We start from the raw sequence: 12,511 nt of genomic DNA, 5'->3' as shown, positions 1-12,511 counted from the left end.
TCACTTGGTCGCCAGACCAACGCGATTGATACCCAGTTTTTTTGCTTCTGAAATCACCTGTATGACCTCGTCATAAATCATGCCCTTGTCGGCAGACACCAGCACAGACAACTCTGGCTTGGCGTCATGGTACTCACGCAGTTTTTGCATCAGTTGCTTGCGGTCTTTGGCTTCTTCCTTGCTTTCCTGGCGGTTGTTGCCATTGTTACCGGCTTTGCTATTGATGCTTATGGTGGAAGCTGCATCGGGCCGCAAGGTGATTTCTATGTAATCAGATGGCGGCTGGGTAGATTGCCCGGCAGTAGGCAGGTTGATGACGCTGGGATTGGTCATTGGTGCGCACACCATGAAAATCACCAGCAACACCAGCATCACGTCGATATACGGCACAACGTTGATCTCTGCCTTGAATTTGCGTTTACGTTCGCCACGCAGGGTACTCATGCTATCTCATTCTGCCTTAGCGTGACTGACGCTGGAGAATGTTGGAAAATTCTTCAATAAAAGTTTCAAAGCGTATCGCCAGTCTATCGATATCGTGGGAGTAACGGTTGTAGGCCAGTACAGCAGGAATCGCGGCAAACAGGCCTATCGCGGTAGCGATGAGCGCTTCTGCAATACCTGGGGCCACGGCAGCCAGTGTCGCCTGCTGCACATTCGCCAGACCACGGAAAGAATTCATGATGCCCCAGACCGTGCCAAACAAACCTATGTAAGGCGAGACCGAGCCGACGGAAGCAAGAAAGGACAGGTGTGACTCCAGCAAATCCATCTCACGCTGGTAAGACGCACGCATGGCACGGCGCGCACCATCGAGCATGGCGGTGGCATCCAGCGTGGTTTTATTGGCGGTCTTTACTTTGTGGTATTCGCTCATACCGGCTTCAAAAATACGTTCGAGCGCACCGCTGGTGTCGCGGCCAGTACGGCGGCTATTGGTCGCCGCTGCATACAAATCAACCAGATTGCCACCAGACCAGAAATTGCGTTCAAATTCTTCAGTTTGTCCGCGCGCTTTTTTGATGGCGAACATTTTACTGAAGATGTAAGTCCAGCTCGTCAGTGACACGCCTAGCAGCAGTGCCATGACCAGTTGCACCAGGATAGAGGCATTCGTGATCAGACTTAAAAATGAAAGGTCTTGGGTAACAGTCATATTGAATCAATTCAAAAACAAAACACCGGGCAATGTTGCCGCCCTAAAATAAAATAATCTCAGCCAGCATCTCTGTCTATCTGTGCCAGCACGTCAGCAGGAATTGCCGCTGGTCTGACTTCAGTCTTACTGACACAACCAACTTTGATCTTGCCAGAAGCCAGTAAGCGCTGGCCACACCAGGCCTCTTGCACAAACTGCACAGATGCCCTGCCCAGCTTTTCGACCACGACGGTGAGTCTTAGTTCATCGTCCAGCCTTGCGGGTGCATGATACTCGACTGCGGTGGCTTTGACGACAAACATCAGGCCGTGCTCATCTGCCATTTGCTGCTGGTTGACGCCTGCAGCCCTGAGCCACTCGGTACGGGCACGCTCAAAAAACTTGAGGTAATTCGCATAAAAAACGATGCCACCGGCATCAGTGTCTTCATAGTAAACCCTGACCGGCCATACAAATTCTGTTTTCATAGTATAAACTTTACCAGCTATTCAGTGCGTATATTTACTCTTTGTCACTCAAAGGAGCGGTTGCTGCCATCAATTTGGCAGCAGGCAGAGTAAATCAATGTCTCAGTAAAGCCTGAGACCTGATGAAAATCACACAGTATTGCGCTTGATGACCAGTGGCCCATAGCCCTGGCAAGTAGGCATCATTTCTATATGATTGATATTCACATGCGCAGGCAAAGTAGCGATCCAGTAGGCTGTTTCAGCGATATCAATGGCTGTCAGCGGTACGGTGCCCTCATAGACCTTGGCTGCCGCATCATCATTGCCTCGGAAGCGCACATTGGAAAATTCAGTGCCGCCGCAAAGGCCAGGAGCAATATTGGTAGCTCGCACGCCTGTGCCAACCAGATCAGCACGCAAATTGCGGGTAAACTGATCGACAAAAGCCTTGGTCGCGCCATACACATTGCCGCCCGGGTAAGGTGTTTCGCCAGCCACTGAACCTATATTGATGACCGTGCCACTGCCACGCGCCACCATGTCTGGCAGGATGGCTCTGGTGACCGTGACCAAGCCCTTGGTATTGGTGTCTATCATGGTATCCCATTCATCCTGGGAGGCCAGATGCGCCGGTTCTGTACCCAGGGCCAGGCCAGCATTGTTGACCAGAACGTCAATATTTTTCCATTCGGCACTTAAACCAGCCAAAGCCTGCTTGATGGAGTCTTTGCTGGTGACATCCAGCGTGACTGGCAACAAGGCAGCGCCAAGCTCTGCTTGCAAAGCGTCCAGCCTGTCTGTGCGGCGTGCTGCAGCAATGACTTTATGGCCTTCGCGGACAAATTTGCGCGCCATTTCTTCACCAAAACCTGAACTTGCACCTGTAATCAAGACGATCATGCTGAATTCCTTCAATTTTTGTGGGTAATTTGCCTAGCTGACGTTTGCAGCTCTGAAGCATACTATTTTAAGTGGTTTTGCCATCCAATATCGGGAAGCTAAAAATTTCAGGGCAATACTTGTGTGAAAATTAATTTTTGCTATACCACTGCTGGCACTTGCCCATTCAAACGCCATCACGTAAAATCCTTGCACCATTTCATCTCACGTGACTGGCGAAGTGGCCATATCTGCCCTGTTAGACGGGCAAGCATTCTGGCCCAAGATGGAGATCCATCGGGAAGCGTGAGATTTCGGAGTCTATCTGACTCCAGCCGTGCGCCTGGGTAGCCTGATGGTAAAAGCAATGAGGCTGCCCCTATCCGTTTCAGACACCTCATTAACAACAATCATTGTTTATTAACAGGAATAATCAGGAACCGCCATGTTTGCAAAAAATCATACTCTCGCCAACGTAGATCCAGAACTGTTTGCTACGATACAAAAAGAAAACGTCCGTCAACAAGAGCATATCGAGTTGATCGCCTCTGAAAACTATTGCTCCCCAGCCGTCATGGAAGCCCAGGGCTCCCAGTTGACCAACAAATATGCTGAAGGTTATCCAGGCAAGCGCTACTACGGTGGTTGCGAGCATGTGGATGTGGTCGAGCAACTGGCGATTGACCGTCTGAAGCAGTTGTTCAATGCCAATTTCGCCAATGTACAGCCTAATTCAGGCTCACAAGCCAACCAAGGTGTGTTTTTTGCCTTGCTGAACCCAGGCGACACCATCATGGGCATGAGCCTGGCTGAAGGTGGTCACCTGACCCACGGCATGCCTTTGAATATGTCTGGCAAATGGTTCAATGTGGTCTCTTATGGCCTCAATGAGCAAGAAGATATCGACTACGATGCCATGGAAAAACTGGCACGTGAAACCAAGCCTAAACTGATCATCGCCGGTGCTTCCGCATTCGCCTTGCGCATCGATTTTGAGCGTTTCTCTAAAATCGCCAAAGAAATCGGCGCTTACTTCATGGTCGATATGGCTCACTATGCTGGCCTAATCGCAGCTGGCGTGTATCCTAATCCTGTGCCTTTCGCTGACGTGGTCACTTCCACTACCCACAAGAGCTTGCGCGGTCCACGTGGCGGTATCATTTTGACGAATGATGAAGCTATCGCCAAGAAGATCAATTCTGCGATTTTCCCTGGTCTGCAAGGTGGCCCGTTGATGCATGTTATCGCTGGTAAGGCAGTTGCTTTCAAAGAGGCACTGACACCAGAATTCAAGGCTTACCAGGAACAAGTCGTCAAGAACGCTGCTGCGCTGGCAGATACCTTGACTGCGCGCGGCCTGCGTATCGTTTCTGGCCGTACAGAATCCCACGTCATGCTGGTGGATTTGCGTCCTAAAAACCTGACAGGTAAAGAAGCCGAAGCCATCCTGGGTTCTGCCCACATGACTTGCAACAAGAACGGCATCCCGAACGACCCACAAAAACCGATGATCACTTCTGGCATTCGCCTCGGCAGCCCGGCTTTCACTACCCGTGGCTTCAAGGAAGAACAAGCAGTTAAAGTGGGTAACCTGATTGCGGACGTGCTCGATAATCCACATGATGCAGCAACGATAGAACGCGTGAAAGCTGAAGTCAAACAATTGACAGATGCATTCCCGGTTTATCAAGCGTAATAGATTCATCAAGCTTAAGAGATTCAAGCAAAGCAAGGCTTAAGTATCAGGCAGCACAATAAAAAGCCACTCGCTTGAGTGGCTTTTTTGTATCATCGAATTATAAAATCAATTATAAAAACCATTGGAGCACTATACGTCATGAAATGCCCTTTTTGCCACAACGATGATACCCAGGTCATCGACACCCGCGTTTCAGAAGAAGGCAATGTCATACGCCGCCGCCGCCGCTGTGCCGACTGTGACAAACGTTTTACCACCTACGAGCGTATAGAACTGGTGATGCCTGTGATCGTCAAGAAAAACGGCAGCCGCACAGAATACGAGACCGCAAAGCTGCGCGCCAGCCTGATGCTGGCCCTGCGCAAGCGCCCGGTATCAGCCGAAGCGGTCGAGACAGCCATACAGAGAATAGAAGAAAAATTATTGTCCAGCGGAGAGCGCGAGGTCATGTCCGGCCACTTGGGTGAACTGGTCATGCGCGAATTGAAACGCCTCGATAAAATCGCCTACATCCGCTTCGCTTCTGTCTATAAAAGCTTTGAAGATGTATCCGAGTTTGCCGAGGCTATACAAGAAGTCAGGAAGAGTTAAAGCTCCTCCCGGTTCTATTACTTGGTCCAGCAGGTATCGACAGATAAAGTATTGCCCACGTTCGATCTTGCACCACTTTCATTGATCGCATAAGTGCCACAGCCATCTGTGGCCATCCTGCCACCAGCCCGCGGTACTGCACGAACGCTAAAAGTAGTCGCAGTTGGTGCTATCGTAAAACTGATGTCATAGTCAACATTACTGCCAGTAGCACCGACCGGGCTGACCAGCATGGGTAATGCAACCGCAGTACCATCACGCATCACATTATATTTATCATTCGCAGTCATGAAGCTCTGCATGAATTGCACGTTTTGCGTTAGAACAGAACGCGCATCCGCACGTCGGCTACGCCTGACATTATCGGTATATGCGGGGATAGAGATTGCAGCCAATATCCCCAAAATAACGACCACAATCAATATCTCTATCAGAGTAAAGCCTGCTTCAGATTTCTTAATTAGCACTTGAGCACCTCTATGATATTAATCAGTACGCAATATCTGTTTCCAGATACGTCTGGTAGGGTTGTAACTTGGGGCAATAGATGTGGGATTTATTCCATTACCGGATAAACCCGCACCAGACGATACCGGTTGATAAATAATTGCCGAAGGACCATTTTTCAGCAACGTAGATCCGAAGGTCAGACCACCCTGCTTACCTGCAATAATAGCATCTGCAGAAGTCACTTTATTATCGCCGTTCGTATCAAACGTAGGGTAAGGGAAAACATTACCGTTCATGGCATTCAAAATAAATGTTGTTGATTTACCGTCTGAAGAACAAGTATCTACAGCACTGGCCGGAATAATACTGGTAAAAACTATCTCATCAAAGAATATTTGCGGATCTATGGTCAGACGTTCACCTGTACTCAAGTTCATATCCATGTACCAGCCACGTTTACTTGCCCAGTCAATCGTTTCATTACTGACCGTGTAAGCACTGGAACCCGCCCAACTCAAGGTTCGTTTTTGCAGGGCAGACTGACTACCTGATATGGAGGTTGGAGAACTGACACTAGCTACACCAGTTTGATCCCACACGCCATACAAAGATTGAACGTCAGTATTCAAAGCATCTTCAGTTTCGTAAATTTTTCCTGTTCCAAACAGCAGCATCATCCCGCCTTTACTATGTGGAATCATATCAGGCTGGACTGTAATTGGCTGTGGAACGCCGCCAATTTTTGCCTGAAATAAAGGTGTTCCTGAAAATGCCACTGTAGTACCTGAGTTTTTTACATCAAACTTCCACAAATTACCTTGCAGATCGCCAGCAAAGATAGCTTTAATAGTTGCGTCAGAGCCAACGATTAATTTTGGTGTGGCAAGTCCATTAGGCGTAGTTCCACTACCTACACCAGTATCTATTTTGGTAACTGCACCATCGGTCAGTCGAATGATGAACAGCTGCGCGCGCTTTGAAAAACTCTCATAGCCATTCCCCAGGATAGCGACCCAGTCGCCATTTGGCATACGGCCAATTTGTGGAGTACCAATGGTATATCCCAACTCTGGTTGCGTTGTGGAATTAATTTCCCAAAGAATCTTGCCTGGCCCGAATGTAGGAAGTGTCGGCACAGTAACATCCATGGCGAAAACAGCCCTGCCACCTGCACCAGTAGTGCCAACCAAAGCCGTCTTCCAACCATTGTCGTAATAGTCCCCTACTGCAGGCGTACCATCGACAAAGAATCTGTGACCATAGGTAGTGCGTGAGAGAAGAGGTAAATTACTCATGACAGCTTTTGGGACATAAGCAAACTCCTCGACACCTGTAGTACTGTTAATGGCATGCAACATACCATCGTTCGAGCCTATGTATACCATAGGTGTGCGATTATATTTAGTCAGCAGATATCCGCCGTAACTAGTTTTGCCATCCGTGCCTGCTGGCAAATAGCTATACCCACTGTCGTCACCTTCTTTGACGTATTGAGGAGCCGAGTTCACAAAATCACCAAATGGCACAGTACGTGGGCGAAGACGGCTCAAATCCGGCCCCCCAATAATGTAATTGACTATATTAGCTCCAGTGACGGTAGTTGCAGGATAGGTACTAGCTTCCGCATCAAAATAGGCCTGATCTGCAAGTGCAAGATTAGTGTAATTAAAGACCTTGCCCTTAATCACAGGATCAACATAAGTAAATACTCTATTTTGTCTAGGTGAAAAATCAGGTACCGTTGCAGTCCAGCCATTCCCTGTAATGACGCCGTTGTCATCCAATAATCTTTGTACCAATTGACCTGACCAGTCAGACGTGCGGTAAGTAGAAGTAAAGATACTACTACCTGCACGTACCGTATTGCTGGATGTGCCAACAGCCGCAGCATCGCCGACACGCTCTGCTATCGTATTCAGAGAAGAATCAAGTGCTGCTGCAAACTCCGTAGGATTGGATGCACTAAAGTACTTACCACGGGAATTAACAGCGGCATGCCACAAATCGTCAATCTGATTGGTCGAACCATCTGGCCAGACTTTGGCACCACTCGTCAAGGCGGGCAAATCAGTGGTTGGATCCAGCGTTCCTTTGACACCCAAACCCACTGTGAACTGTGTCAGATGTTGCCAAAAAGCAGGATCAGCACCTGTGGTCGGTACATTTTTCTTAGCTGCGGTCCAATCCGGACGCAAATCATTTGCCCAATAATAAAAGGCTATATCTGCCAGCGTATTGCTAAAAGTATCGGTGTACGGCTTAGCGGGTGTGTATTGATAAGTTGATCCATCTGGCCGGGTCATTGTTGGGCCATTGGCACCATCATAGTTACCATTGCGTCCGGCACCTGCTGCCGTACCGTTCCAATAACCATCAGTCATTAAAATATTATAATTTTGGCGGCAAGTTAATTGCGTTGAGGTCAAACCGACACCTGAAGTCGTCTGCCATGGACCAGTAATTGATGTGTCTTTGAAATATTGACCAACCTCATCAACAGCCTTGCGCAATGGAGTGCCAGCAGCAGGCATTCTTTGTTTGTACAAAGTATTCAAGAAATTGGTTTTATTGGTGGCACTGAAATCATTTGAGACTTTGTTGATGACAGTACCATTCGTATTAATAGTGCCGAACCCCACCCTGATCGTAGAATTTTGCTTGGAAAAAGCTTGTCCACTACCACCGCGTGCAGTCAGAATACGAGAACGATGATATTGAAACCAGTTGGCAAAGTTTTGTAGCTCTTCCGTTACTGTACATGCACTGAGAGCACAGTCGGTACGGGCTGGCGCTTTAGCAGGGAAAGTTGTCCCGGCTTTGATTTCATAGCGATCGAAACAGGTTAGCGTAGAAAGATTACATCCACTCGTACCTTTATACACATAGTAAAGTGCGGGAAATATTGTTCTGGAATTGGTGTCGTAAGCGGTTGCAGCATCATTCAACCAGCCATAGACGCCAGCGGGAAAAGTCTGATTAATTGATAAATTAATCGTATTGGTATTTGTGCCGCCACTTGGAGCTACTGGATTATATAGCGCAGCCAAAGGATTGGCAGGTGCCATCAAGCCACCATTAGGATCAGCCCAAGGCTGATATAAAACCTTGGGATCGTAGTAAGCCTTGTTCACGTCGGAAGAACGCCAGCGTGCCACTGTAATATTGTTGTTAAACCCAACAACAATCGAGTTCTGAATACCATAATCACCTGCCCCGCCAACATTATATAAATTAGTCGGCTTAGGAAATACGTTAGTGACCCAGCATCCTCCGCAATAATCATCGTAACCTGTTCCTGTAACATCACCGTTACCGGTTCTGGGAATATCGTCAGGCATCATTTCCCACATCATGGAGCCTGAGTCATCCAGCGTATAAAAAATGTTAGGTGGTACATTAGGTTTCACCAATGGTGGCGCATTAGATATGGTGGCATATGCCAAGCCAGGGGCAATCAATTGCCCTATTAACGAGCCAATCATGCAAGCAATTAGCGATTTATTTATTTTCTTCATGGTCTTCCCCTGAATGTTCATTCTTATGCTGCCAGCAGCCATTTGCCATACCATTGGACTAATGCATCAATGTTTGGCAAAGCCGCCACACTGTAAATTGACAGGATGCGCATTACAAAACACAGTTCATGTTGCGGACCCAATGTATAAAGTCACTTGCAACCAGATCACTGAAAGGTTTGAACTACCCTCCCCTCTGGCAGTAATGACATAGTTCATCATATGACGAAGGTCATTGGTACCCTCATTTGATGCATTACCTGAAAATGAGGCATTACTTCCAGGTATTGGTACGAACCATTCTTCAATCATGCATTCCGGCTGATTAGTCACATTTGGAACAGTGTTTGCCGGTAAGCGATAACCTTTAGTCGCCCAGTTTGCTTTCGTTGCCCAAAGTACTGGGGGAGGGTTAAGAATGCTGGTCTGTACATATAAATTGACGGGAATGTTATTCACAGTCCTATCCAGGCCAGCTGGCAACACACCACCTTTATTGGTTAACTCAAAATCTTTCTGACAATATCGCAAAGCAGTTTCTGCAGCTTGAAATGCAAGATTTTGCTCCCTGATACTGCGCGCAAATCGCTCTTCCTGAGTAGCACGTCTCACCGCAGTGATCGCCAGCATCGTCAGGACCAGGAGAAAAATCATGGAAGTAAGCATCACAAATCCACGTTGCGATGAATAATTTCTTATCATAAAGTTCTCCCATTCGTACGGCCACGCAAAGAAATGACACTAGAAAAAGCTGCATATAATCTTTTGTCAGTTGCCGTGACAAGATTGCCGCTACAGTCACGATATTTTTGTGCTGTTGGCGTAATGTTATCGTTAGCAGATCGCATCACTATACAAACCCTCGCAGAAAGTACTTTAAAAAAGCGGTTCGCCATAAGTGCCCAGGTTTCATCGGGGATCATATCTCGATCCCTAATTTGATAGGCTGGCAAGGGAACAGTCGTTGCCGAATCTGTCAACTGCGCCGCAGTATAAAAGCCATCAACAGATTGATTGTCATCTTGATCGTAGCCATAAGTTACTTTCATATCAACAACATTATCTGCAATAGGTTGTCCAGGTGAAAAATTGGTTGCCCCCGGCGCCGTACCACCATTCCCTGCACAAAAGAGTTCTCTGCGTCCAGTTACAGGATTTAGCTCAACATAAAAGCGATTTTCAACAATAGCAGGCACTGTTGTAACTGCCTGCCCCAAACAATCTGCCGGAACACCACCGCTGGAATTTGAATTGAGGCCATCAATCACATACCGGATCAGAAATGAGTCGGGGTTGCTACCACCCGCGCACACGGCAGGAACGGCAGTAGCAGAATTGAAGCCACCTGTACACCCTTCGATCGCCTGGCCAGCCCCCGTGTAATTACTCAAACCACCACCCGCCCCCGTAGAAGGCGCACCATTTATTAATTGCCCATATCCAGCCATTCTTAAATTGAATGCCATAGTAGCCAAAGCCAGACGGCCATCTTCTTCCATGAGCGCTTTGTCATCAGTTACCCTGTACGTCTGTGTATTAGTTACATACAAAGTACTGACAGCCAGCATGATAATTAAACCAATTGCAAGGGAGATCATCAACTCCACCAGAGTCCGGCCTTGCTGATAGCGTAAATTCGTCATTTTCATATTTACCTCAGTTATGGCGAAAACCTGACAGTGAAACAACGCACACCTACACCAGGAGCCGGAGCGGTAGCCGTAGGGCATGCTGGGTCAACAATAGTCAGGTTAGCTTCTTTCCACATGACGATAACATCGTACCCTGTCGGCGCTACAGGCACGATATACCCAGCACCATCAGTCAGGCGATTTGACAGCCCCCTTAGCCAGTCGTTGATGTCGATACCCGCAACCTCGGCAGGAGTGCAACGGGGGCCGCCGCAAGTCGGAACGGGAGGCAAGCTTGCAACCGTCGTCGCATAGGCTGTCGTGTAAGTGTATGATGCTGCGCCGGAGATAGGATCTTTGACACCCTGACCATTTGCACGCATGCGCTCACTCAAATCATATGCGGCCTGAGTAGCTTCGGTACGTTGATTGGCAACTTTCAAGTACCGCATCGTGTTTGCCTGCAAACTGGCGACGCCCAGCAAACCAATTGCAATGATAATGATCGTCACAACAATCTCCACCATCGACGCACCGGCTTGCTTGTTCAATATATGTTGTTTCATGGCGCTCTCAATTCTCAATTACAGGCAGCAGTTTTGGAAACCAGTATCCGCCCCCCAATGCCGACGCATACATAACGGTCACGGGTTGTATCAGGGTCATTACCTTTCACGTAAAATTGCACTGCCCCCCCCATGTTTTGCCCTGTCGCATTGAAAGTCAACGCCACTGTATTATTCGGAGTTGGAACTACGGAGCCTTCGTTGAAAGTACGCATAGTCGCGGGCTGAACGAACAACAAGTCATCACCGGGATTAAATTGCCCATCGCTATTTGCATCCTTGAATGCAATCCAGCCACCTGCCCAGCCAGTATTGCTCGATGCGTTACTGACAACGTTAGAACATGCCGGTGTCGTAGCTTCCGGGTTATCACTTTTGCAAATCACTACACCACCGCCTCGCTCCCGTGCAATAGCCTTTACCAGGAGCAAATCATGCAACAGTGAATCTGTCGTAGTCCGCACACGGCCACCACTGAGCATATTCCTGAACTGGGGTACAGCAAATACTGAAATAATTCCGAGAATGGCAACAACAATCATCACTTCAATGATTGTGTAGCCGCTTTGCCGCTCAGATCGGATTTGATGTTGGTTGGTCATTATTGTCACCTTAGTTTCAGACATGATATGCGTAATTGCATCCCGGAATCAAAAGCTAGTCGATTAACGGTATGCTTAAACTGATGAATGGATATTGAAAATCGTATCCGTAGTACGGGAGGCATCAGTTTATACCATGCGAGTTCGCTTTTTGAGCTTTAACTTGTGTCGTCAGTGACCCCATCAACAGTCCCAACGCACCGATTGGCGGTGCTTCTCACGCTGAAACAAACCCATCAAGATATAAAAATGGCATGAATTCTTTTCAGAGCTGGCATTTGCGAATGCTATTCTCAAAAGCGAACACCCAGCCATTCAGGTGGCAGAGAACGTACTTGTTCAACGAATGCCGCTGGAACGCCAGCCCGGTCGCCTCCTACCTGTGCGGGAACGACAATTTAGAGGTTGACATCTCAAGATGGATATTGATGTTCAAAGAATTCAGTTAAAACAATCATGAGAACGACGATACACGCATCTAACGCAAAGACTTGAACAGCAAATTTGCCGACAATACTGTCGATGCCAGGCAGTAGTCGTCCAGATTGCAAGAGAGTCAGCTTCACAATCGTCGCTCCAGCGCAGGCTGGAGCCCAGTGTCGTTCGCTGGTGAGCCGTGCAGGTAATCAAGAGAGAGAGTAAAGTGATCAGACGGTGGTGCGCACGGCGCACCCTACTGCGGTGAGCAAGCGGTGCAGCCCGGAAACAGAGAAGAAACTCAGACAACAGAGTAAAAACAGAAAGGATGTGACGATTTATTGTTGTTATTTTCGTTTGTATTTCTGTTTAGTTTTTGTGTTTTCCGTTCGCACAAAAGCAAAACCCCCACTCAATTAAATGAGTGGGGGTATGCGGAATAAAAGCCTGACGATAACCTACTTTCACACTGGTTGCAGCACTATCATTGGCGCGTAATCGTTTCACGGTCCTGTTCGGGATGGGAAGGGGTGGTACCGATTAGCTATGGTCA

The 12,511-nt window shown here is 47.9% G+C and carries 12 protein-coding genes, 1 rRNA gene and 1 riboswitch; of the genes, 2 read left to right on the top strand and 11 right to left on the bottom strand.

Features of this window, described 5'->3' with window-relative positions:
• The 4 genes from ACO0LL_RS20735 to ACO0LL_RS20720 all read right to left on the bottom strand — a co-directional run bounded on the left by ACO0LL_RS20735 (window position 1) and on the right by ACO0LL_RS20720 (window position 2,508).
• A complete protein-coding gene (locus tag ACO0LL_RS20735; protein ID WP_110257282.1) occupies window positions 1-444 on the bottom strand; it encodes an ExbD/TolR family protein in 444 nt (147 codons plus the stop codon).
• 16 nt (window positions 445-460) lie between these two features.
• Window positions 461-1,156 carry a protein TolQ gene (gene tolQ, locus ACO0LL_RS20730; RefSeq protein ID WP_162040380.1) on the bottom strand — a complete coding sequence of 232 codons (696 nt, stop codon included), beginning with the start codon at window positions 1,154-1,156 and terminating at the stop codon, window positions 461-463.
• 59 nt (window positions 1,157-1,215) lie between these two features.
• On the bottom strand, window positions 1,216-1,626 hold the full coding sequence (gene ybgC / locus ACO0LL_RS20725; RefSeq protein ID WP_422952715.1) for a tol-pal system-associated acyl-CoA thioesterase: 411 nt from the start codon (window positions 1,624-1,626) through the stop codon (window positions 1,216-1,218).
• Between the two features lie 129 nt (window positions 1,627-1,755).
• Window positions 1,756-2,508 carry an SDR family NAD(P)-dependent oxidoreductase gene (locus ACO0LL_RS20720; RefSeq protein WP_422952714.1) on the bottom strand — a complete coding sequence of 251 codons (753 nt, stop codon included), beginning with the start codon at window positions 2,506-2,508 and terminating at the stop codon, window positions 1,756-1,758.
• A gap of 198 nt (window positions 2,509-2,706) precedes the next feature.
• A riboswitch (ZMP/ZTP riboswitch) is annotated at window positions 2,707-2,843 on the top strand.
• Between the two features lie 89 nt (window positions 2,844-2,932).
• On the opposite strand from ACO0LL_RS20720, the gene glyA reads away from it, so the two are divergent.
• Window positions 2,933-4,183: a serine hydroxymethyltransferase gene (gene glyA / locus ACO0LL_RS20715; RefSeq protein ID WP_422952713.1), complete on the top strand. Its 1,251-nt coding sequence runs from the start codon at window positions 2,933-2,935 to the stop codon at window positions 4,181-4,183.
• Window positions 4,184-4,324: 141 nt separating this feature from the next.
• Window positions 4,325-4,777 carry a transcriptional regulator NrdR gene (gene nrdR, locus ACO0LL_RS20710; RefSeq protein ID WP_110257305.1) on the top strand — a complete coding sequence of 151 codons (453 nt, stop codon included), beginning with the start codon at window positions 4,325-4,327 and terminating at the stop codon, window positions 4,775-4,777.
• Between the two features lie 17 nt (window positions 4,778-4,794).
• Here nrdR and ACO0LL_RS20705 read toward each other — a convergent pair whose 3' ends face one another.
• The 7 genes from ACO0LL_RS20705 to rrf form a co-directional block, all read right to left on the bottom strand.
• The gene (locus tag ACO0LL_RS20705; RefSeq protein WP_422952712.1) at window positions 4,795-5,244 is read right to left on the bottom strand and encodes a type IV pilin protein; all 450 of its coding nucleotides are present in this window, start codon (window positions 5,242-5,244) and stop codon (window positions 4,795-4,797) included.
• An 18-nt stretch (window positions 5,245-5,262) separates the two neighbouring features.
• Window positions 5,263-8,742, bottom strand: coding sequence for a pilus assembly protein (locus tag ACO0LL_RS20700; protein WP_422952711.1), 3,480 nt, complete (start codon window positions 8,740-8,742; stop codon window positions 5,263-5,265).
• Between the two features lie 126 nt (window positions 8,743-8,868).
• The gene (locus ACO0LL_RS20695) at window positions 8,869-9,444 is read right to left on the bottom strand and encodes a pilus assembly PilX family protein (protein ID WP_422952710.1); all 576 of its coding nucleotides are present in this window, start codon (window positions 9,442-9,444) and stop codon (window positions 8,869-8,871) included.
• The gene (locus ACO0LL_RS20690) at window positions 9,441-10,391 is read right to left on the bottom strand and encodes a PilW family protein (RefSeq protein ID WP_422952709.1); all 951 of its coding nucleotides are present in this window, start codon (window positions 10,389-10,391) and stop codon (window positions 9,441-9,443) included. Before ACO0LL_RS20690 ends, ACO0LL_RS20695 begins: the two co-directional genes overlap by 4 nt.
• Window positions 10,392-10,402: 11 nt before the next feature.
• Complete coding sequence (gene pilV / locus ACO0LL_RS20685) at window positions 10,403-10,939, bottom strand: type IV pilus modification protein PilV (RefSeq protein ID WP_422952708.1); 537 nt, start codon at window positions 10,937-10,939, stop codon at window positions 10,403-10,405.
• A 14-nt stretch (window positions 10,940-10,953) separates the two neighbouring features.
• The gene (locus tag ACO0LL_RS20680; RefSeq protein ID WP_422952707.1) at window positions 10,954-11,565 is read right to left on the bottom strand and encodes a GspH/FimT family pseudopilin; all 612 of its coding nucleotides are present in this window, start codon (window positions 11,563-11,565) and stop codon (window positions 10,954-10,956) included.
• Window positions 11,566-12,403: 838 nt separating this feature from the next.
• A 5S ribosomal RNA gene (gene rrf, locus ACO0LL_RS20675) occupies window positions 12,404-12,511 on the bottom strand; the annotation flags it as partial.

The sequence above is a fragment of the Undibacterium sp. TC4M20W genome, assembly GCF_049340245.1.
Taxonomy (GTDB): domain Bacteria; phylum Pseudomonadota; class Gammaproteobacteria; order Burkholderiales; family Burkholderiaceae_D; genus Undibacterium.
Note: the sequence above shows the minus strand (reverse complement) of the source record. Positions and strands in the feature narration are given on the sequence as shown.

Coding starts and splice junctions, on each gene's coding strand:
- ACO0LL_RS20680 (WP_422952707.1), bottom strand. CDS start 11,565: ATGTCTGAAACTAAGGTGACAATAATGACCAACCAACATCAAATCCGA.
- pilV (WP_422952708.1), bottom strand. CDS start 10,939: ATGAAACAACATATATTGAACAAGCAAGCCGGTGCGTCGATGGTGGAG.
- ybgC (WP_422952715.1), bottom strand. CDS start 1,626: ATGAAAACAGAATTTGTATGGCCGGTCAGGGTTTACTATGAAGACACT.
- ACO0LL_RS20700 (WP_422952711.1), bottom strand. CDS start 8,742: ATGAAGAAAATAAATAAATCGCTAATTGCTTGCATGATTGGCTCGTTA.
- tolQ (WP_162040380.1), bottom strand. CDS start 1,156: ATGACTGTTACCCAAGACCTTTCATTTTTAAGTCTGATCACGAATGCC.
- ACO0LL_RS20695 (WP_422952710.1), bottom strand. CDS start 9,444: ATGATAAGAAATTATTCATCGCAACGTGGATTTGTGATGCTTACTTCC.
- ACO0LL_RS20690 (WP_422952709.1), bottom strand. CDS start 10,391: ATGAAAATGACGAATTTACGCTATCAGCAAGGCCGGACTCTGGTGGAG.
- ACO0LL_RS20720 (WP_422952714.1), bottom strand. CDS start 2,508: ATGATCGTCTTGATTACAGGTGCAAGTTCAGGTTTTGGTGAAGAAATG.
- ACO0LL_RS20735 (WP_110257282.1), bottom strand. CDS start 444: ATGAGTACCCTGCGTGGCGAACGTAAACGCAAATTCAAGGCAGAGATC.
- nrdR (WP_110257305.1), top strand. CDS start 4,325: ATGAAATGCCCTTTTTGCCACAACGATGATACCCAGGTCATCGACACC.
- glyA (WP_422952713.1), top strand. CDS start 2,933: ATGTTTGCAAAAAATCATACTCTCGCCAACGTAGATCCAGAACTGTTT.